Here is a 17,568-nt window from a genome sequence, read left to right on the forward strand (position 1 = left end):
GACGTCAGGCGTCCGGCAAGGTCAGGATGACCGGCCCGTTGCGGGTGGCGATGATCGTATGTTCGTACTGGACCGTGGGTGCCTGCGGATCGGCATAGAGCGTCCATGCGTCGTCGCCACCCTCTGCCCAGCTCGCGCCGAGCGAAAGAAACGGCTCGACGGTGAAAACCAGGCCGTCCTCCATGATCCTGTCCTCGGAAGGGTCCGCCCAGGTGGAAACCTCGGCGGGCTCTTCGTGCAGCGAACGGCCGATGCCGTGGCTCGCCAGATTGGCGATCAGCGTATAGCGGTTCTTTTGCGCAAAGGCGCCGACGGCCTGCCCGATCTTCGCAAGCGGCGTACCGCTGCGCACCTGATTGAGACCGACCCAGAGCGCCCGCTTGCCGTCCCGGCAGAGGCGTTCGATCTTCGGCTTGACGGGCGGCACGGCGAAGGATGCGCCCGTATCGGAAAAGAAGCCGTCCTTCTCGGCCGAAACGTCGAGATTGACCAGATCTCCCGCCCGGATGATGCGCGGGCCGGGAATGCCGTGGGCCACTTCCTCGTTGACGCTGATGCAGGTCGCGCCGGGGAACTTGTAGACCAGCTCCGGCGCCGATTGCGCGCCGGCATCTTCCAGCACCTTGCGGCCGATCGCATCCAACTCCAGCGTGGTGATGCCCGGTTCGAGCGCAGCGGCCATGGCCTGCAGCGCATTGGCGCAGATGCGGCCGATCTCTTTCAGCTTTGTCAGTTCTTCTTCGGTCGAGACGATCATTTACGGCTTCCGGCACTGTCGCACCCTGCACAACGGTTCCGCAGGAGGCGTAAGCTCGCTTTCGCCTCTTCGCTCCGCGCAGTCAATGGCTTTCTGGAGCTTTCCGCCAGATAGCGCGACTTTCACGCTCCCAAAGACATCAGGAACGCGGGTCGTCCGACAGCAACGCCCAGCGTTCGTGATCGCACCAGACGCCGCCGATCTTCAGGTATTTGGGCGAGAACCCTTCCTTGCGGAAGCCCAGCCTCTTCACAAGCGCGATGGACGGGCCGTTTGCCGGCTGGATATTCGCCTCCAGTCGATGCAGGCCGACGGCATCGAACGCATGATCCACAGCCAGACGGACAGCCTCCGTCATCAAGCCGCGACCGGCAAAGCCCACCATGCCGTGATAACCGAGAAAGGCGCTGCGGAAGCCACCCCAAACCATCTGGCTGATATTGACCACGCCGACGATATCGCCGGAGCCTGGATCGCGCGCCACCAGCCCTATGTTCGGGCCGGTGATCGTCTGGCCGAACCATGCATCGAAACCGTCGCGATCAAGGAAGGGATAGGCCCATGGTGCATGATGGATGCGGCTGGCGATATTGGCTGCGATCAGGTCGTCGGCATCCGATTGCCTGACCGGCGCGATGATCACTTGCGGCATGGCTCGCTCTCCTTCCCCGACGAGCGAGCCTTAGCAAATCGAATCCGAAATCAAAAGCTTCGCTGAAAGAACGGAATCATTTTACGAACCGCTTCATAGCGAAGATAAAGTCCGCCCCAGGCGATCACGCCGACATAGACGCCGAACAACAGGTGCGAAAAGATCGGGCTGCCGACGCGCAGATGGGTCGCGATCGCACCGCCGAGAAGGCCGGTCAGCAGGATCGCACCGAGGACGGAAGTCCTCGGGATCGCGTAGAGAATGGCACAGCCGAGTGTGATGACGCCGAGCAGCCGCGCAAGTGCTGGATCGGCGGAGTAGCCGAGCCCCGCCATCGTCTCCGTGACGACGGGAAGCGGAACGAGCTTGATCACGCCATCGAGCACAAGGAAGGCAACGATGAGCCCGCTGAGGATCGTGCCGGCCACGCGCTGGGCCCGCGTGGCCGAAGATGAAGATGAATCGACTGCATAAGACATGTTCGTATCCCCCGGAATTGAATCGCAAATTCAGATCTTGGCCGCCAGCGCGGCGAGCTGATCGGCACACTGGCCCCACCCCTCATGGAAGCCCATCTTCTCATGCGTCTCGCGATCCTCGGCCGACCAATGCAGGACCGTGGCCGTGTAGCGGGTCTTGCCGCCGCCGAGATCGTCAAGCTGGATCGTCGCCACCATGAAAGGCTTTGCCGACGGCACCCAGGCGCTGGTGAAGGCATCGGTGAAAACGATCCGTTCGTTGGGAACGACCTCCAGATACACGCCGTTGCCAGGATAATCCTCGCCCTCGGGGCTGCGCATGGTGACGGAACTCGAACCGCCTGCGCGAACGTCGATCGTTGCGGCGGATACCGTCCACGGCAGCGGCGCAAACCATTGCTTGAGAAGTTCTTGCTCCGTCCAGCAGCGGAAGATTTTTTCGCGCGGCGCGTCGATGACACGAGTCAACGAGAGTTCGTGGCGCTGGGTCTGCTCAGTCATGTTCCTGTTCCTCTTTCTGGTGCGACGGGGCCTGTGCTCCAAGGACGCTCGTGGTCGCCGCTTCCCGACAGCCCGGGAACGAGTTTTTCGATTATTTCGTAGCGACAACAGCATCCGCGCCCAGGCAATCGAGCTGATGGCGGATATGGGCGGCTTCAGCAGGCGAGCGGGCCAGTGCGATTGCCCTGTCAAAGGCGACATGAGCCTCCTGCGGCCGGTTCAATTGCACCAGCAGGCCACCCCTTACGCCGTGAAAATAAAAATAGCTGTCGAGCTGTTCCTGCAGCGGCGCTATCAGTGCAAGAGCCGCCTCCGGCCCCTTCAATTTGGAAAGAGCGACGGCGCGATTGAGCGTGACGACCGGAGACGGCGCCAGCCTTTCCAGCGTCTGATAAAGCAGGTCGATCTCTTCCCAGTCCGTATCCACGGCACGTTTCGCCCTGGAATGCAGCGCCGCGATCGCCGCCTGCACCTGATAGGGACCAGGCCGGCGGTGGCGGATCGCCTTGTCGAGAAGAGCAAGCGCCTCGTCGATCAGTGCCCGGTCCCACAGCGAGCGGTCTTGCTCTTCCAGAAGGATGATCTGCCCGTCGGCATCGAAGCGTGCCGCCTTGCGCGATTGCTGCAGCAGCATCAGTGCCAGCAACGCCATGGTCTCCGGCTCGGACGGAAAGATCCGCAGGAGCAGCCGGCCGAGCCGGATCGCCTCGTCGGCGAAAGCGGCGGCCTCTCGATGCGTTCCGCCGGCCGAATAGCCTTCATTGTAGATGAGGTAGATCATGGCGCTGACAAGCGTCAGCCGCTCGCTGCGTTCGACGGCGCCCGGCGTCTCGAAAGGCACGCCGGCGGCGGCCACGCGCGCTTTCGCCCGCGTAATGCGCTGCTCCATCGCGCTGTCGCCGACCAGAAATGCGCGAGCGATCTGCGGCACCGAAAGGCCTGAGACGATGCGCAGCGCCAGAGCTATCTGCTGCGTCGCCGGCAAGTCCGGATGGCAGCAGATGAACAGCAGCCTCAGAATATCGTCACGGTATCCGGAACCGTCGAGCCGCTCGGCCAGATCGCTCTCGGCATCGCCCGTATCGGAGATCGTCTCTTCGTCCGGCAGGCTCTGCAATCTCGCCTGCTTGCGCGTGGTGTCGATGCCGCTGTTGCGGCCGACGAAGATCAGCCAGGCAGCCGGGTCGCGCGGCGGCCCCTTGTCGGGCCAGGTCTTCAGCGCCCTGAGGCAAGCCTCCTGAAAGGCCTCCTCGGCAATATCGAGATTGCGGAAATAGCGCAGCAGCGCCCCCAGCACCTGCGGCCGGGAATTGGTGAGCGCGATGTCGATCCAGGCAAGATCCGTCATGTCGCAACCGTCCCCGGCCTGAAGGCATAAAGCGGCCGGATCTCGTAGGAACCGACGCCGGGATTGGCCTCGGCAAGCTCTTTCGAAAAGCCGATGGCTTCGTCCAGGGTTTCGAAATCGATGACATAGAAGCCCAGCAACTGCTCCTTCGTTTCGGCAAAGGGACCGTCGATGACAAGCGGCTCGTCCTTGCCCTTGCGCAAGGTCGTTGCTGCCGTCGTCGGCATGAGCCGCGCTACAGGGCCAAGCTTGCCGGCCTCTCGAAGCGGCTCCTGCACGGCGATCAGCCGCGCCATGGTTGCCTCCTCCTGCTCCTTGGACCAGGCGAACACGGTATCTTCGTCGTTGTAGCATAGGATTGCGTAGAGCATGAGGACCTCCTTCTCCAGTAAAGACGAAGGAATATCATCTGCTCCGACAGGCAGCGTCAAAAATTTTGTTATGGAAAGGCATCAGCTGCGGCCGCGCCGGATCGCCAATGTTCCCGCTTCTGCGTCAAGTTCTGCGACGGCACCGAGCAAGATGCTTGCCGGGCTGTTGCCGTGCCCGAGCGGCAGGCCGCCAAGAATCGGCACGCCTAGCTCGGCCAGATGTTCGCGCAGGATATCGATCACCGAATAACGGCGATCGAACTCGAAATCGGTGAACTGGCCGATGGCAACACCCGCCAAACCATCCAGATGGCCCGCCTTGCGCAGCATCGTCATCTGCCGATCCACCTGGCCGCGATACAAGCCGATGGCTTCGAGCAGAAGAATGGCGCCGTGCAGATCCGGCAATGCCCAGCCGGCAGATGTCGCGACCATATCGAGATTGCCGCCGATGAGCGGACCTCTGGCCGTTCCGGCGGTCGTCAGGCGGGAGGTCGGCTCTTCCAGGCGTGAATGGATGACGACGTCTTCCGTGGTCATCAGCGCCCGCCGCAGCGAATCGCGCGCATAGGGGCTGACCTCCTCTTCGTTCGGCCCGAGAGAAAACGCGCCGTGAATGCCGGCCTGACGGCAGTTCTTCAGGAGGCTGAGATGCAATGCCGTGATGTCGCTGAAACCGATGACGAACTTCGGGTCCCCACGGGCCGCCGAAAAATCCAGTCGATCGGCGATCCGGTACGACCCCTTGCCTCCGCGTGTGGTGAAGATCGCCCGAACATCGGGGTCGCGAAGCGCGGCATTGAGATCCGCCAGTCGCTGCTCGTCGGTGCCGGCAAGATAGTCGCGCTTGCAAAAGGCGTGCTCGCCAAAATCGACCCGCAGCCCCCAGCCCTGCAGTATTTCGGCATTCCGAAGGACCCTGTCCTTTTCGGGCGGGCTTGCGGGCGACACAAAGCGCACCTTGTCGCCCGGCCGCAACGGCGGCGGGATCAGCAGATCGGATTTCGGATGAGCGCGTGATTCCATGCCATGATCTTGGCATGAAACCATGACATTCGTCAGCCGCCAACCCACGGCTTGCGAGCCTTTAACTCAAGGATGGATTGACGACCGCGGTCTTTGTCGAGGCGGGCCGCCTGGCTTTGGCATCGGACGCAGGCGTCCGGCCGGCCTTCGCCTTTCCTGTCCATAACGGCAGGCCGATGGATTGCGATACTCCCGGATCCGCAGTGAACACCGGATAGCCGCGCTCGATCAGCCGCTCGAGAATTTCGCGGTCCTTGCGGACATGCGATCGGGCAAGATTTTCCCTGTTGTAGACATGGCCGCCGGAATCGGGGTTGATGCCGGTGATGATCACTTCGGTCGCGCCGTTATAGAGCGCAAAGAGCACGGCGTTGATGCCGTTGGAGCATTTGTCGTCGGCTCCGATCTCGCTGCACTTCACGCCGCCGACCCGGTCCAGAAGCGCCATGCGCCGGTAACGATCGACGATCTCGAGCTTGTCGTAACGGTAGTTGAATGCCTCCAGCCCGTCTTGGAGCCGTTGAAACTCTTTCCGCCACAGGAGCACATAAAGCATCCTCGCGCGCTCGCCGTTCAGGACGCGGCGCACCTCGACGGCGTTGGTGTTCGTTCCTTCGATCTGGTTGAATTGAAGGAGGGTGACGTCAGGCGCCTCTATCCCCCATCCCTTCGTCACCACCTGCGATCCGTTGATGGTGATAACCCGAAAGGTGCCGTCATAACCCACCGGCTTGTTCGATATCGGCGCCGATCCGACTACGACAACCGGTCCATTGAACCGCTCGGCCAGCACCGGCGGCTCCGGTCGGGTTAGACGATACTTGATCCGCCTATAGATATGTTTCTTCAGTTCTTTCAGTCGAGCAGCCATTCTACGCTTTGTCGTCTCTCAGAAGGTTCCCGTTCCCTGGGGAATCGATCCCGCGAAGTGTGATTCGGAATCGACTCCCGAACCACGGACGACATGAGTATCGCTGCGTTTTCTTATATAAGCAAAATAAAGAAATCTTACACGATATAACCTATGGTGAGCATCGACGCCGCGCTGTCACCCCTGCCGTGTACTCAAAGTGCGCGAAACCGCGTTCCTCCACCCCTTGAGTTTGGCTTTTCGTGTCCTGTCGTCCATAGCGGGCTCGAAGCGGCGATCTCGCGCCCAGGCCTTGGCAAAACCGGCGCGATCCGGCCAGACGCCGGCACGGCTGCCCGCCAGCCAGGCGGCGCCGAGGGCGGTCGTTTCGAGAATCGTCGGCCGGTCGACGGGTGCGTCCAACAAGTCGGCAAGCCGCTGCATCGTCCAGTCCGAGGCGACCATGCCGCCGTCGACGCGCAGGACCGTATCCCGCCCGCTGCCGTTGCGCCAATCCTTGTGCATGGCATCGAGCAGATCGCGCGACTGGTAGCACACGGCCTCGAGCGCTGCCCGGACAATTTCCGCGGGGCCGGTGTTGCGTGTGAGGCCGAAGATTGCGCCTCGGGCATCCGGGTCCCAGTGGGGAGCGCCGAGACCGGTGAAGGCCGGCACGAGATAAACCTCCTGCAATGGATCGGCCTTGGCCGCCAGGTCGCCGGAATCGGACGCGCGCTGGATCGTCTTCAAGCCGTCGCGCAGCCATTGCACGGCAGCTCCCGCGATGAAGATCGATCCCTCAAGCGCATAGGTCGTCTCGCCGTTCAGCCGGTAGGCGATGGTGGTCAGCAGGCGGTTCCTGGAGCGCACCATGTCCGTGCCGGTGTTCAGCAGCGCGAAGCAGCCAGTGCCATAGGTGGATTTCATCATGCCGCGCTCGAAGCAGGCCTGGCCGATCGTCGCTGCCTGCTGATCGCCGGCAACGCCGAGAATCGGGATTTCGGCACCGAAGAGCGAAGCGTCCGTCACGCCGAAATCGGCGGCGCAATCCTTCACCTCGGGCAGCATCGCCGAGGGAACGCGCAGGATATCCAGCAGCTCCTCGTCCCATTCGTTGGTGCCGATATTGTACATCAGCGTCCGCGAAGCGTTGGTGGCGTCGGTGACGAAGCTCTTGCCCCCCGTCAGCCGCCAGATCAGGAAGGTATCGATGGTGCCGAAGCAGAGCTCGCCCTTGGCGGCGCGCGCACGCGCGCCCTTCACATTGGTCAGCAGCCAGGAAAGCTTGGTGCCGGAGAAATAGGGATCGAGCAGCAGACCGGTGCGGCCGGTGAACAGCTTCTCCAGGCCCTGACGTTTCAGCTTCTCGCAATAGCTTGCCGTGCGGCGATCCTGCCAGACGATGGCGTTGTGAATCGGCTTTCCCGTGTCGCGATCCCAGGCGACGACGGTCTCGCGCTGGTTGGTGATGCCGAGCGCGGCTATCTCCTTGGCAGTGATGCCGGCGGCCTCGATGGCCTTGCGGACGGTCAAGACAACGGACGACCAGATTTCCTCCGGATCGTGCTCGACCCAGCCCGGCTTGGGATAGTGCTGGGTGAACTCCTTCTGCCCGACGCCGGCAACCTTCATCTTGCCGTCGAAAACGATAGCCCGCGTCGACGTGGTTCCCTGATCGATCGCCAAGACATATCCGCTCATGCATTCCTCCCGCGTATTGCATCCCGAAGCAACAGATACGCGAGCAAAACGAATGTGAAAAGAAAGCAAAACGAAATTTTTCGCTGAAAGATGCGCTTTCTTGTTCACGGCATCGCGGAGCAAGGTGCTGCTGAAGGAACCGCCTGCAACGCGATTGCCATATCCGGGCGTTTGGGACTAGGCTCGGAGCGTTTTGCACTGCAGCAGAAAGCTGCGCTGTCCAAGGAGAAGATCATGGCAAGAACAGTTGTCGTCACCGGTTCCACGAGCGGTATCGGCCTCGCCATCGCGACCGCCTTCGCCGCCAAGGGCGATAACGTCGTCATCAACGGTTTCGGAAAGCCCGAAGAGATCGACGCCATCAAGGCCAAGCTCGAAGCCTCCGGCGGCGGCAAGGTGATCTATCATCCGGCCGACATGACGAAGCCCGCCGAGATCGCCGACCTGATCGCGACCGCCAATTCCACCTTCGGCAGCGTCGATGTCCTGGTCAACAATGCCGGCATCCAGCATGTCGAGAAGATCGAGGATTTCCCGATCGAGAAGTGGGACCAGATCATCGCGATCAACCTCTCCAGTTCCTTCCACACCATCCGCGCCGCCATCCCGCTGATGAAGGCCAGGAAATACGGCCGCATCATCAATATCGCCTCGGCGCACGGCCTGGTCGCCTCTCCCTTCAAATCCGCCTATGTCGCCGCAAAGCATGGTATATTGGGCCTGACCAAGACGGCAGCGCTCGAGCTTGCCGAATTCGGCGTCACGGTGAATGCCATTTGCCCCGGCTACGTCCTGACCCCGCTCGTCGAAAAGCAGATCCCGGACACGGCCAAGGCCCGCGGCATGACCGAGGAGCAGGTGAAGAACGAAGTCATTCTCAAGGCCCAGCCCACGCACGAATTCGTCAAGGCCGAGGAGATCGGCGCCCTGTCGCTCTATCTCGCCAGCGACGAGGCGCGTCAGGTCACCGGCACACACGTCTCGATTGACGGTGGCTGGACCGCGGAATAACCATATACGGTTAGGGCCGGATTCATATCCGGCCCGGCCAACAGATAATAAACGGGAACGACATGAGCGACAGCATCCGCTTTATCCTCAACGGCGAGGATATCACGCTATCAAGTCTGCGCCCCACCGAGACGCTGCTCGACTTCCTGCGTCTCAAGCGGCGGCTGACGGGAACGAAGGAAGGATGCGCGGAAGGCGACTGCGGTGCCTGCACGGTGCTTGTGGGACGGCTGATCGACGGCGGGCTGCACTATGAGTCGGTCAATGCCTGCATCCGCTTCGTCGGCTCTCTGCATGCAACCCACGTCGTTACCGTCGAACATCTGGCGGCGCAGAACGGCACCCTGCATCCGGTGCAGCAGGCCATGGTCGATTGCCACGGTTCGCAATGCGGCTTCTGTACGCCGGGCTTCATCATGTCGCTCTACGGCCTCTGGCTTTCGACGGAAAACCCGAGCCGGGCGCAGATCGAAAAGTCGCTTCAGGGCAATCTCTGTCGATGCACGGGCTACGAGCCGATCGTCAAGGCGGCCGAGCAGGTCAGCCAGAAGCGGCCGAGCGCGCTCTTCGACCCGCTCGAAAGGACAAGAGCGGATATCATCGCCCGCCTCTGGGCGATGCAGGGCGGCGACACGATCACCATTACCGAAGGCGAGGATCGCCTGATCGTGCCGGGTTCCGTCTCCGCCTTGGCCCAGGTGCTCGCCGACGAGCCGAAGGCGACCGTCGTCGCCGGCTCGACCGATGTTGGCCTGTGGGTGACGAAGCAGATGCGCCGGCTCAATCCGGTCGTCTTCATCAACCATCTGGCCGATCTGCAGAAAATCTCCGTGGAAGACGATGGGCTGAGCATCGGCGCCGGTGTCACCTACAGCCGCGCCTTTGCGGCCATCAGCGAAAAGATTCCTGCGTTTGCCGGCCTTATCAACCGCATCGGCGGCGAGCAGGTGCGCAACATGGGCACCATCGGCGGCAACATCGCCAACGGTTCGCCGATCGGCGATAGCCCGCCGCCACTGATCGCGCTCGGCGCAACGGTCAGGCTTCGCTCGACGGCAGGCACGCGCAGCCTGCTGCTGGAAGATTTCTTCATCGATTACGGCAAGCAGGATCGCCATCCCGGCGAGTTCGTGGAAGGAATCTTTGTCCCCTACCCGGCCAACGATACGCATTTCGCCGTCTACAAGATTTCCAAGCGCCGCGACGAGGATATTTCGGCCGCCTGTGGCGCTTTCCTGCTGGCGCTGGACGATGCCGGCAATGTCGCCGATATCCGCATCGCCTTCGGCGGCATGGCCGCAACGCCGAAGCGCGCCCGCACGGTCGAGGCCGAGTTGATCGGCAAGCCCTGGACGGAGACGACGGCCACCGCCGCACGCTATGCCTTCGACGCCGACTACAAGCCGCTGACCGACTGGCGTGCCACGGCCGAATATCGCCAGCTGACGGCAAAGAACCTGCTGATCCGCTTCTATCTGGAAACGGTCGGCGCGCCGCAGGAATTGAAGCGCTTCGAGGTGCTGGCATGATGACGGCGACGGTATATGCCGCATTGCCCCTCACCCTAGCCCTCTCCCCGTTGGAACGGGGAGAGGGAACGACCTCTGTACCCTCGCCGGCTGATGGGCTGGAAGGAAGGCTGCGAGGTCGCCTATCTCCTTCTCCCCGTCAAAACGGGGAGAAGGTGCCCGACAGGGCGGATGAGGGGCTACTCACGATCGGTCTTGCCATCGGGAACATTCTCGCAGAAGGAGGACGATAAATGGATAAATCCACCTTCGAAGAGCGCAAGGTCGTCATCAACGGCTCCATGCACGGCTCGCTGCGCCATGATTCCGCCCACAAGCATGTCACCGGCACGGCCGATTATATCGACGATATTCCCGAACCCGCCGGCCTCTTGCACGGCGCGCTCGGCCTTTCCGACCGTGCCCATGCCGAGATCGCCGGCATCGATCTTTCGGCCGTCCGGGCCTATCCGGGCGTCGTCTGGGTGTTCACCGGCGCCGACGTTCCCGGCGTCAACGATACCAGTTCCAACGGCATGCACGACGAACCGCTGCTGGCCGAAACCAAGGTCGAGTTTCACGGCCAGCCGATTTTCGCCGTCATCGCCGAAACACGCGATGCGGCCCGTCGTGCCGCTCGCCTCGCCAAGATCGACTATCGCGACCTGCCGCATTGGAGCGATATCGACGGCGCGCTCGCCAATGGTGCGCCGCTCGTCTACGAGCCGATGACGCTGAAGCGCGGCGAACCTGAAACCGAGATGGCAAATGCCAAGCATCGCATCAAGGCGCAGATGCGCATCGGCGGCCAGGAGCATTTCTACCTCGAGAGCCATATCGCCATGGCGATCCCCGGCGAAGACGACGAAGTCGCCGTCTGGTCCTCCACCCAGCATCCGAGCGAAATCCAGCACATCGTCGGCCATGTGCTGGGTATTCCGTCCAACGCCGTGACCGTCAACGTGCGCCGCATGGGCGGCGGCTTCGGCGGCAAGGAAACGCAGGGCAACCAGTTTGCCGCACTCGCCGCCGTCGCCGCCAAGAAGCTCGGCCGCGCCGTCAAATTCCGGCCCGACCGCGACGAGGACATGAGCGCCACGGGCAAGCGCCACGATTTCCTGGTGGATTACGAGGTCGGCTTCGACGATGACGGCCGCATCCACGCCGTCGATGCCACCTATGCCGCCCGCTGCGGTTTCTCCTCCGATCTTTCCGGGCCAGTCACCGACCGCGCGCTGTTCCACGCCGATTCGAGCTATTTCTACCCGCATGTGCATCTGGTTTCGAAACCTCTGAAGACGCATACCGTTTCCAACACCGCCTTCCGCGGCTTCGGCGGCCCGCAAGGGATGGTCGGCGGCGAACGCATGATCGAGGAAATCGCCTATGCGCTCGGCAAGGACCCGCTGGAAATCCGCCGCGCCAATTTCTACGGCCAGCCGGGCTCCGGCCGGACCCTGACGCCCTATCACCAGGAAGTCACCGACAACATCATCAACCGCATCGTCGATGAGCTCGAACAGACATCCGACTATCAGGCGCGACGCAAGGCCATCATCGAGTTCAACCGCTCCAGCCGCTTCATCCGCAAGGGGATCGCGCTGACGCCGGTGAAATTCGGCATCTCCTTCACCATGACCGCCTTCAACCAGGCGGGCGCGCTGGTGCATGTCTATCAGGACGGCTCAATCCACCTCAATCATGGCGGCACCGAAATGGGCCAAGGCCTCTATACGAAAGTGGCGCAGGTCCTGGCCGACAGTTTCCAGGTCGATATCGACCGCGTGAAGATCACCGCGACGACGACCGGCAAGGTGCCGAATACGTCGGCGACGGCGGCTTCCTCCGGCTCCGATCTGAACGGCATGGCGGCCTTCGATGCCGGCCGGCAGATCAAGGAGCGGCTTGTCGCCTTCGCGGTCGAAAAATGGGGCGTCGGCGCCGAGGAAGTGCAGTTCCTGCCCAACCGCGTGCGTGTGGGCGACACCGAAATCCCATTCCCGGATTTCATCAAACAGGCCTACTTCGCCCGCGTCCAGCTTTCCGCCGCCGGCTTCTACAAGACGCCGAAGATCCATTGGGATCGCAAGGCCGGTCGCGGTACGCCCTTCTATTACTTCTCCTATGGAGCCGCCTGCTCGGAAGTGTCGATCGACACGCTGACCGGCGAATATCTGATCGACCGGGCCGATATCCTCCACGATGTCGGCCGCTCCCTTAATCCGGCGATCGATATCGGCCAGGTCGAGGGCGCCTTCGTGCAGGGCATGGGCTGGCTGACGACCGAGGAACTCTGGTGGGATGCCAAGGGTCGGCTGCGCACCCATGCGCCGTCCACCTACAAGATCCCGCTCGCCTCGGACCGGCCGAAGATCTTCAACGTCCGTCTAGCCGAATGGTCGGAAAATACCGAGGCCACCGTCGGCCGCTCGAAGGCCGTCGGCGAGCCGCCTTTCATGCTGCCCATCTCGGTGCTTGAAGCATTGTCGATGGCCGTCGCCAGCATCGCGGACTATCGCGTCTGCCCACGCCTCGATGCTCCGGCAACACCGGAGCGGGTGCTGATGGCAGTCGAGCGGTTGAAGGGGATGTGATGTCCTGTGGGACGCGAAGTTTACCGTGATAGCGGCAAGTAAGAAGTTTGAGGCCGAACTGGAGGTTTGGGTATGCGGCAGCATACCCCCCTCTGTCAGCTTCGCTGACATCTCCCCCCACGTGGGGGAGATTGGTAGCCTGTAGCCTTCTCGACGCGTATCAAGCGCACCAGGCATCTGTGGAAACAATGTCGCGATACTCCGCAAGGCGGGCGCGGCAAACTCCTAACGATCTCCCCCTTTGTGGGGGAGATGTCACGAAGTGACAGAGGGGGGTGCACACTCTCCATTCATCATAATAGTCTCAACCAGATACCTTTCATCGAGCCTTCGACGATCCTCGCCGCCTATGGCAGCCGCTTGTCGTCATAATGCGGCTCACGCCCATCGAGAAATCCAAGGTCGCGCTTCAAGCGGTCCGGCATCTCGTCGAGATCCAGATGCGGGGACGGTTCGCCATGCGCCAGGAAGACCTGCGCCAGCGATTCCAAAAAACGCGCCAAAAGCCCGGGCTTGGCCGCATCCACCGGTTCCATGACATAGCAATCCATGACGACACCTCAATCAAATCCGTGATATGGATTGCAGTTTGTCGCGAATAATGCTGGAATTCCAATCGAACTATCGTCTGAACGCATAAAGAGAACTTATCCATGAAGCTGTCGAAACGCTTCCCGCTGAATGCGCTCCGTGTCTTCGAAGCAGCGGCCCGGCTCGGCAGTTTCACGCGCGCCGGCGAAGAGCTGGGCATGACGCAGACGGCGGTCAGCTATCAGATCAAGCTGCTGGAGGAGATGACCGGCGAGCCGCTCTTCCTGCGCCGCCCGAGGCAGATCCTGCTGACCGAGGCGGGAGAACAGCTGGCTCCGAAAGTCGCCGAAGCCTTTGCCATGCTGCAGGAGGCCATGGCCTCGCTCAGCGGCGACGCCGAGACCACGCTCCATATCCATTCCACCCCGACCTTCGCATCCCAATGGCTGGCACGGCATATCGGCACGTTTCAACTCAAACATCCGAAGATCGCCGTTCGCCTCGCCACATCCGGCTCGATCATCGACTTTGCCCGGGAACCATCCGACATCGCCATCCGCGCCGGGCGCGGAGCATGGCCGGGACTGCGCGCCCACCTGCTGATGAAGATGCATTTCACGCCCATGCTGAGCCCGGCCCTGGCCGCGACCATCGGCGGCGTGCACGAGCCGGCCGACCTCCTCAAGCTGCGCATCATCGATGCGGGCGATCCATGGTGGGTTCAATGGTTCCAGGAGGCCGGCGTTCCCGACCCCGGTCTTCAGGGCAGACCGCGCAGCCGGCTCGGGGCACAGTCCTTCGAAGCAAGCGCCGCCATAGCGGGCCAGGGTGTCGCCGTTCTCACTCCCGAATTCTATGCCGACGACCTGGCATCCGGCCGGCTGATTCAACCTTTCGATCTTCTCTCGACCGATGGCGCCGACTACTGGATCGCCTATCCGGAAAACAGGCGCCATACCCCGCGGATCCGCGCGTTCAAGGACTGGATCCTCGGCGAATTCGGCATGCCGCGCGACTAACGCAGCTCAAGGGAACGCATACGGCGGTTTCCGTCCCAAACTTGCGTGGAAACAAGGCGATAGGCGATCCGCAGAGCGCTGAGCCACGGCAGCGCTCACTCGGACATGTCGGGCGCATAGAAACAGCGCGGCGTATTCTCGTCCGGAAACAGGCAGAGGTGATAGGCTCCGTCGGGCGAACGCATCGTCTTGCCCTGCGGCAGGGTGAAGATATGCGCGTGCGTTATATAGCGGTGATCGCCGGGATTGAGCGTCACCCGATAGCCGCCCGGTACGATGGTGACCGTGCGCGAGGGGATCATCTCGCAATCGCCGGTCTCGCTGTCGCCGTTGCAGCAATAGGGATCGTAGGACCAGCCGGAGGGCGCATCATGCGCCAGAGCAGAACTTGCAAAAAGAAGAAAGACGAACGCCAGAACACCACGCATGGGCAATTCTCCGTCGAAAAATGGACGGCCGCCGCGGACATGGCCCGCTCCAAGCAGCCGAGAGCGTTTTATTAAAAACCGCCATAATCTGATCTAATGCGATCCGGACGCTCGGCAAGACCGCGGCTTTTTACCGACACATCAAACACCCCTCTTCCATCCGCTCCCAACATTCTGCAAGGTACGGAGTCGGAAGAAGAAAAGGGGAACTGAATGTATGAATACGCCATAGCGTGGGAGTGGCTTGCCTTTGCGGCACGCTGGTTCCACGTCATAACCGCCATTGCCTGGATCGGTTCGTCCTTCTACTTCATCGCACTCGATCTCGGACTGGTGAAGCGACCCCATCTTCCGCCCGGCGCCTATGGCGAGGAATGGCAGGTCCACGGCGGCGGCTTCTATCATATCCAGAAATATCTCGTCGCCCCCGCGCAGATGCCGGAGCATCTGACCTGGTTCAAATACGAGAGCTATTTCACCTGGCTTTCCGGCTTCCTGATGCTCTGCATCGTCTATTACGGCGGCGCCAACCTCTTTCTCATCGACCGGCATGTGCTCGATGTCAGCGTCCCCGTCGCCATCCTGATTTCGCTGGCCTCGCTCGCCGGCGGCTGGATCGTCTACGACCTGCTATGCAAATCGCCGCTCGGCAACAACACCTGGGGCCTGATGGTGGTGCTTTACGCCGTGCTGGTCTTCATGGCCTGGGGCTACACGCATCTCTTCACCGGCCGCGCCGCCTTCCTGCATCTCGGCGCCTTCACCGCGACGATCATGTCGGCCAACGTCTTCATGATTATCATTCCCAACCAGAAGGTCGTCGTCGCCGACCTCATCGCCGGCCGCACGCCAGACCCGAAATATGGCCGCATCGCCAAGCAGCGCTCGCTGCACAACAACTACCTGACGCTGCCCGTCATCTTCTTCATGCTGTCGAACCATTACCCGCTGGCCTTCGGCACCGCCTACAATTGGATCATCGCCTCGCTGGTCTTCCTGATGGGTGTCACCATCCGCCATTGGTTCAACACGACGCATGCCCGCAAGGGCCGCCCGACCTGGACCTGGATCGTCACGCTCGTCATCTTCATCGTCATCATATGGCTTTCCACCGTGCCGAAGGTGCTGACCGGCGAGAAGGATGCCAATGCGGTCGCGCCCGCCTTCCAGCAATTCGCCTCGGACGCGCATTTCCCGGCCGTCAAGCAGATGGTGTCGACGCGCTGTTCCATGTGCCATGCCGCCGAGCCCGTCTATGAGGGGATTGTCCGGCCACCGAAGGACGTGATGCTGGAAAACGACGCGGAAATCGCTATGCATGCCCGGGAGATCTATATCCAGGCCGGCCGCAGCCATGCCATGCCCCCCGGCAACGTCACCGAGGTGACGCCCGAGGAACGCAAGTTGCTGGTCGCCTGGTTCGAAAGCTCCATCGGAGAAAAGAGCCAATGACCACCCTTCTGCGCGGCCGCCTGCTTTCCTTCAAGCGCCTGCCGCAAAGCCTTCATGATACGGAGAGCTACGCCTACGAAAGCGATGGCGGCCTGCTGATTGCGGACGGCACGATCGTCGCGACCGGCCCCTATGCCGAGATCAAGGCGCGGGCACCCGACAACGTGAGCGAAATCGACCATCGCCCGCATCTGATCCTTCCGGGCTTCATCGACATGCACCTGCATTTCCCGCAGATGCAGGTGATCGCCTCCTACGCCGCCAACCTGCTGGAATGGCTGAACACCTATACGTTCCCCGAGGAATGCCGTTTCGTCGAAAGCGCGCATGCGGAACGCATCGCCACCCATTTCTATGACGAACTGATCCGCCACGGCACGACGACGGCCGTCGCCTACTGTTCGGTGCACAAGACCTCCGCCGACGCCTATTTCGCCGAGGCCATGCGGCGCAACATGCGCATGGTCGGCGGCAAGGTGATGATGGACCGCAATGCGCCGCAAGGGCTGCTCGACACGCCCGAGATGGGCTATGACGAGACCCGCCAGGTCATAGCCGACTGGCACGGCAAGGGCCGCAATCACGTCGCCATCACGCCGCGCTTCGCCATCACCTCGACGCCGGCGCAGATGGAGGCGACCGCAGCCCTCGCCCGCGAGTTTCCGGACCTGCACATCCAGACGCATCTTTCCGAGAACCACGACGAGATCAAGTTCACCTGCGAGCTCTATCCTGACGCGATCGACTATACCGATATCTATGCCCATTACGGCCTGCTCGGCCCGAAAAGCCTGTTCGGCCATGCGATACACCTCTCCGAGCGCGAGGCCGACGTGATGAGCGAGGCAGGCGCAGTCGCGGTGCATTGCCCGACCTCCAACCTGTTCCTTGGCTCCGGCCTCTTTCCGCTGAAGGCGCTGGCACGCCGCGAGAAGCCCGTCCGCATCGGCGTGGCCACCGATATCGGCGGCGGCTCCAGCTATTCCATGCTGCGCACCATGGACGAGGCCTACAAGATCCAGCAGCTCCTCGGCGAACGTCTGAACCCGCTGGAAAGCTACTACTACATGACTCGCGGCAACGCCGAATCTCTCTCCCTCGTCGACAGGATCGGTACGCTCGACGCCGGCACCGAGGCTGACCTCATCGTCCTCAACGCCGCGGCAACGCCGGCCATGGCACTGAAGATGGAGGTGACGAAGAGCCTCACCGAAGAGCTGTTCCTGCTGCAGACCATGGGCGACGATCGCGCCGTCGTCGAAACCTATGTCGCCGGGAAGCCGATGAAATCGACCTTGCTATAAGGCACGCCAACCCCGCCATACGACAACCCTCCAGAA

At 62.0% G+C, this 17,568-nt stretch carries 17 protein-coding genes; 6 read left to right on the plus strand and 11 right to left on the minus strand.

The window, feature by feature from the left end; translation table 11 throughout:
- Positions 1–4: 4 nt before the first annotated feature.
- The 9 genes from map to glpK form a co-directional block, all read right to left on the minus strand.
- A complete protein-coding gene (gene map / locus ACQZ6J_RS03260) occupies positions 5–757 on the minus strand; it encodes a type I methionyl aminopeptidase (protein ID WP_163987975.1) in 753 nt (250 codons plus the stop codon).
- A 139-nt stretch (positions 758–896) separates the two neighbouring features.
- Entirely contained in the window at positions 897–1,409 is a 513-nt protein-coding gene (locus ACQZ6J_RS03265) for a GNAT family N-acetyltransferase (RefSeq protein WP_449081911.1), read from the minus strand.
- A 50-nt stretch (positions 1,410–1,459) separates the two neighbouring features.
- Positions 1,460–1,888 carry a DoxX family protein gene (locus ACQZ6J_RS03270; protein ID WP_163987977.1) on the minus strand — a complete coding sequence of 143 codons (429 nt, stop codon included), beginning with the start codon at positions 1,886–1,888 and terminating at the stop codon, positions 1,460–1,462.
- A 30-nt stretch (positions 1,889–1,918) separates the two neighbouring features.
- Complete coding sequence (locus tag ACQZ6J_RS03275; protein ID WP_449081913.1) at positions 1,919–2,389, minus strand: SRPBCC family protein; 471 nt, start codon at positions 2,387–2,389, stop codon at positions 1,919–1,921.
- 91 nt (positions 2,390–2,480) lie between these two features.
- Complete coding sequence (locus ACQZ6J_RS03280; RefSeq protein ID WP_449081915.1) at positions 2,481–3,737, minus strand: RNA polymerase sigma factor; 1,257 nt, start codon at positions 3,735–3,737, stop codon at positions 2,481–2,483.
- Positions 3,734–4,108: a YciI family protein gene (locus ACQZ6J_RS03285; protein ID WP_449081917.1), complete on the minus strand. Its 375-nt coding sequence runs from the start codon at positions 4,106–4,108 to the stop codon at positions 3,734–3,736. The genes ACQZ6J_RS03280 and ACQZ6J_RS03285 overlap by 4 nt, the downstream gene beginning before the upstream one ends.
- An 81-nt stretch (positions 4,109–4,189) precedes the next feature.
- Positions 4,190–5,134 carry a S66 peptidase family protein gene (locus ACQZ6J_RS03290; RefSeq protein WP_449081919.1) on the minus strand — a complete coding sequence of 315 codons (945 nt, stop codon included), beginning with the start codon at positions 5,132–5,134 and terminating at the stop codon, positions 4,190–4,192.
- A 61-nt stretch (positions 5,135–5,195) separates the two neighbouring features.
- Entirely contained in the window at positions 5,196–6,005 is an 810-nt protein-coding gene (locus ACQZ6J_RS03295) for a membrane-anchored protein (RefSeq protein ID WP_449081921.1), read from the minus strand.
- Positions 6,006–6,182: 177 nt separating this feature from the next.
- Complete coding sequence (gene glpK, locus ACQZ6J_RS03300) at positions 6,183–7,685, minus strand: glycerol kinase GlpK (protein ID WP_449081923.1); 1,503 nt, start codon at positions 7,683–7,685, stop codon at positions 6,183–6,185.
- Positions 7,686–7,919: 234 nt separating this feature from the next.
- Here glpK and ACQZ6J_RS03305 point away from each other — a divergent pair, with 234 nt between their 5' ends.
- The 3 genes from ACQZ6J_RS03305 to xdhB all read left to right on the plus strand — a co-directional run bounded on the left by ACQZ6J_RS03305 (position 7,920) and on the right by xdhB (position 12,798).
- On the plus strand, positions 7,920–8,696 hold the full coding sequence (locus ACQZ6J_RS03305; RefSeq protein WP_163987996.1) for a 3-hydroxybutyrate dehydrogenase: 777 nt from the start codon (positions 7,920–7,922) through the stop codon (positions 8,694–8,696).
- Between the two features lie 62 nt (positions 8,697–8,758).
- Positions 8,759–10,225: a xanthine dehydrogenase small subunit gene (xdhA, locus tag ACQZ6J_RS03310; RefSeq protein WP_449081924.1), complete on the plus strand. Its 1,467-nt coding sequence runs from the start codon at positions 8,759–8,761 to the stop codon at positions 10,223–10,225.
- Positions 10,226–10,458: 233 nt separating this feature from the next.
- Positions 10,459–12,798, plus strand: a complete 2,340-nt coding sequence (gene xdhB / locus ACQZ6J_RS03315; RefSeq protein ID WP_449081925.1) for a xanthine dehydrogenase molybdopterin binding subunit — start codon at positions 10,459–10,461, stop codon at positions 12,796–12,798.
- Between the two features lie 347 nt (positions 12,799–13,145).
- Here xdhB and ACQZ6J_RS03320 read toward each other — a convergent pair whose 3' ends face one another.
- A complete protein-coding gene (locus ACQZ6J_RS03320; RefSeq protein ID WP_449081927.1) occupies positions 13,146–13,349 on the minus strand; it encodes a hypothetical protein in 204 nt (67 codons plus the stop codon).
- Positions 13,350–13,451: 102 nt separating this feature from the next.
- Here ACQZ6J_RS03320 and ACQZ6J_RS03325 point away from each other — a divergent pair, with 102 nt between their 5' ends.
- Complete coding sequence (locus tag ACQZ6J_RS03325; protein WP_163988005.1) at positions 13,452–14,348, plus strand: LysR substrate-binding domain-containing protein; 897 nt, start codon at positions 13,452–13,454, stop codon at positions 14,346–14,348.
- Between the two features lie 95 nt (positions 14,349–14,443).
- Here ACQZ6J_RS03325 and ACQZ6J_RS03330 read toward each other — a convergent pair whose 3' ends face one another.
- Positions 14,444–14,776 (minus strand): hypothetical protein, encoded by a 333-nt coding sequence (locus ACQZ6J_RS03330; RefSeq protein WP_163988007.1) that lies wholly within the window; start codon positions 14,774–14,776, stop codon positions 14,444–14,446.
- A 213-nt stretch (positions 14,777–14,989) separates the two neighbouring features.
- Between ACQZ6J_RS03330 and ACQZ6J_RS03335 the strand changes: the two genes are divergently transcribed.
- Positions 14,990–16,228 (plus strand): urate hydroxylase PuuD, encoded by a 1,239-nt coding sequence (locus tag ACQZ6J_RS03335; protein WP_449081930.1) that lies wholly within the window; start codon positions 14,990–14,992, stop codon positions 16,226–16,228.
- Complete coding sequence (gene guaD, locus ACQZ6J_RS03340) at positions 16,225–17,532, plus strand: guanine deaminase (protein WP_449081932.1); 1,308 nt, start codon at positions 16,225–16,227, stop codon at positions 17,530–17,532. The genes ACQZ6J_RS03335 and guaD overlap by 4 nt, the downstream gene beginning before the upstream one ends.
- Positions 17,533–17,568: the final 36 nt, after the last annotated feature.

It is taken from the genome of Rhizobium sp. A37_96, from assembly GCF_053521765.1.

Excerpts from the sequence above, each read along its gene's own strand:
- map (WP_163987975.1), bottom strand. The coding sequence starts at position 757 with ATGATCGTCTCGACCGAAGAAGAACTGACAAAGCTGAAAGAGATCGGC.
- ACQZ6J_RS03265 (WP_449081911.1), bottom strand. The coding sequence starts at position 1,409 with ATGCCGCAAGTGATCATCGCGCCGGTCAGGCAATCGGATGCCGACGAC.
- ACQZ6J_RS03270 (WP_163987977.1), bottom strand. The coding sequence starts at position 1,888 with ATGTCTTATGCAGTCGATTCATCTTCATCTTCGGCCACGCGGGCCCAG.
- ACQZ6J_RS03275 (WP_449081913.1), bottom strand. The coding sequence starts at position 2,389 with ATGACTGAGCAGACCCAGCGCCACGAACTCTCGTTGACTCGTGTCATC.
- ACQZ6J_RS03280 (WP_449081915.1), bottom strand. The coding sequence starts at position 3,737 with ATGACGGATCTTGCCTGGATCGACATCGCGCTCACCAATTCCCGGCCG.
- ACQZ6J_RS03285 (WP_449081917.1), bottom strand. The coding sequence starts at position 4,108 with ATGCTCTACGCAATCCTATGCTACAACGACGAAGATACCGTGTTCGCC.
- ACQZ6J_RS03290 (WP_449081919.1), bottom strand. The coding sequence starts at position 5,134 with ATGGAATCACGCGCTCATCCGAAATCCGATCTGCTGATCCCGCCGCCG.
- ACQZ6J_RS03295 (WP_449081921.1), bottom strand. The coding sequence starts at position 6,005 with ATGGCTGCTCGACTGAAAGAACTGAAGAAACATATCTATAGGCGGATC.
- glpK (WP_449081923.1), bottom strand. The coding sequence starts at position 7,685 with ATGAGCGGATATGTCTTGGCGATCGATCAGGGAACCACGTCGACGCGG.
- ACQZ6J_RS03305 (WP_163987996.1), top strand. The coding sequence starts at position 7,920 with ATGGCAAGAACAGTTGTCGTCACCGGTTCCACGAGCGGTATCGGCCTC.
- xdhA (WP_449081924.1), top strand. The coding sequence starts at position 8,759 with ATGAGCGACAGCATCCGCTTTATCCTCAACGGCGAGGATATCACGCTA.
- xdhB (WP_449081925.1), top strand. The coding sequence starts at position 10,459 with ATGGATAAATCCACCTTCGAAGAGCGCAAGGTCGTCATCAACGGCTCC.
- ACQZ6J_RS03320 (WP_449081927.1), bottom strand. The coding sequence starts at position 13,349 with ATGGATTGCTATGTCATGGAACCGGTGGATGCGGCCAAGCCCGGGCTT.
- ACQZ6J_RS03325 (WP_163988005.1), top strand. The coding sequence starts at position 13,452 with ATGAAGCTGTCGAAACGCTTCCCGCTGAATGCGCTCCGTGTCTTCGAA.
- ACQZ6J_RS03330 (WP_163988007.1), bottom strand. The coding sequence starts at position 14,776 with ATGCGTGGTGTTCTGGCGTTCGTCTTTCTTCTTTTTGCAAGTTCTGCT.
- ACQZ6J_RS03335 (WP_449081930.1), top strand. The coding sequence starts at position 14,990 with ATGTATGAATACGCCATAGCGTGGGAGTGGCTTGCCTTTGCGGCACGC.
- guaD (WP_449081932.1), top strand. The coding sequence starts at position 16,225 with ATGACCACCCTTCTGCGCGGCCGCCTGCTTTCCTTCAAGCGCCTGCCG.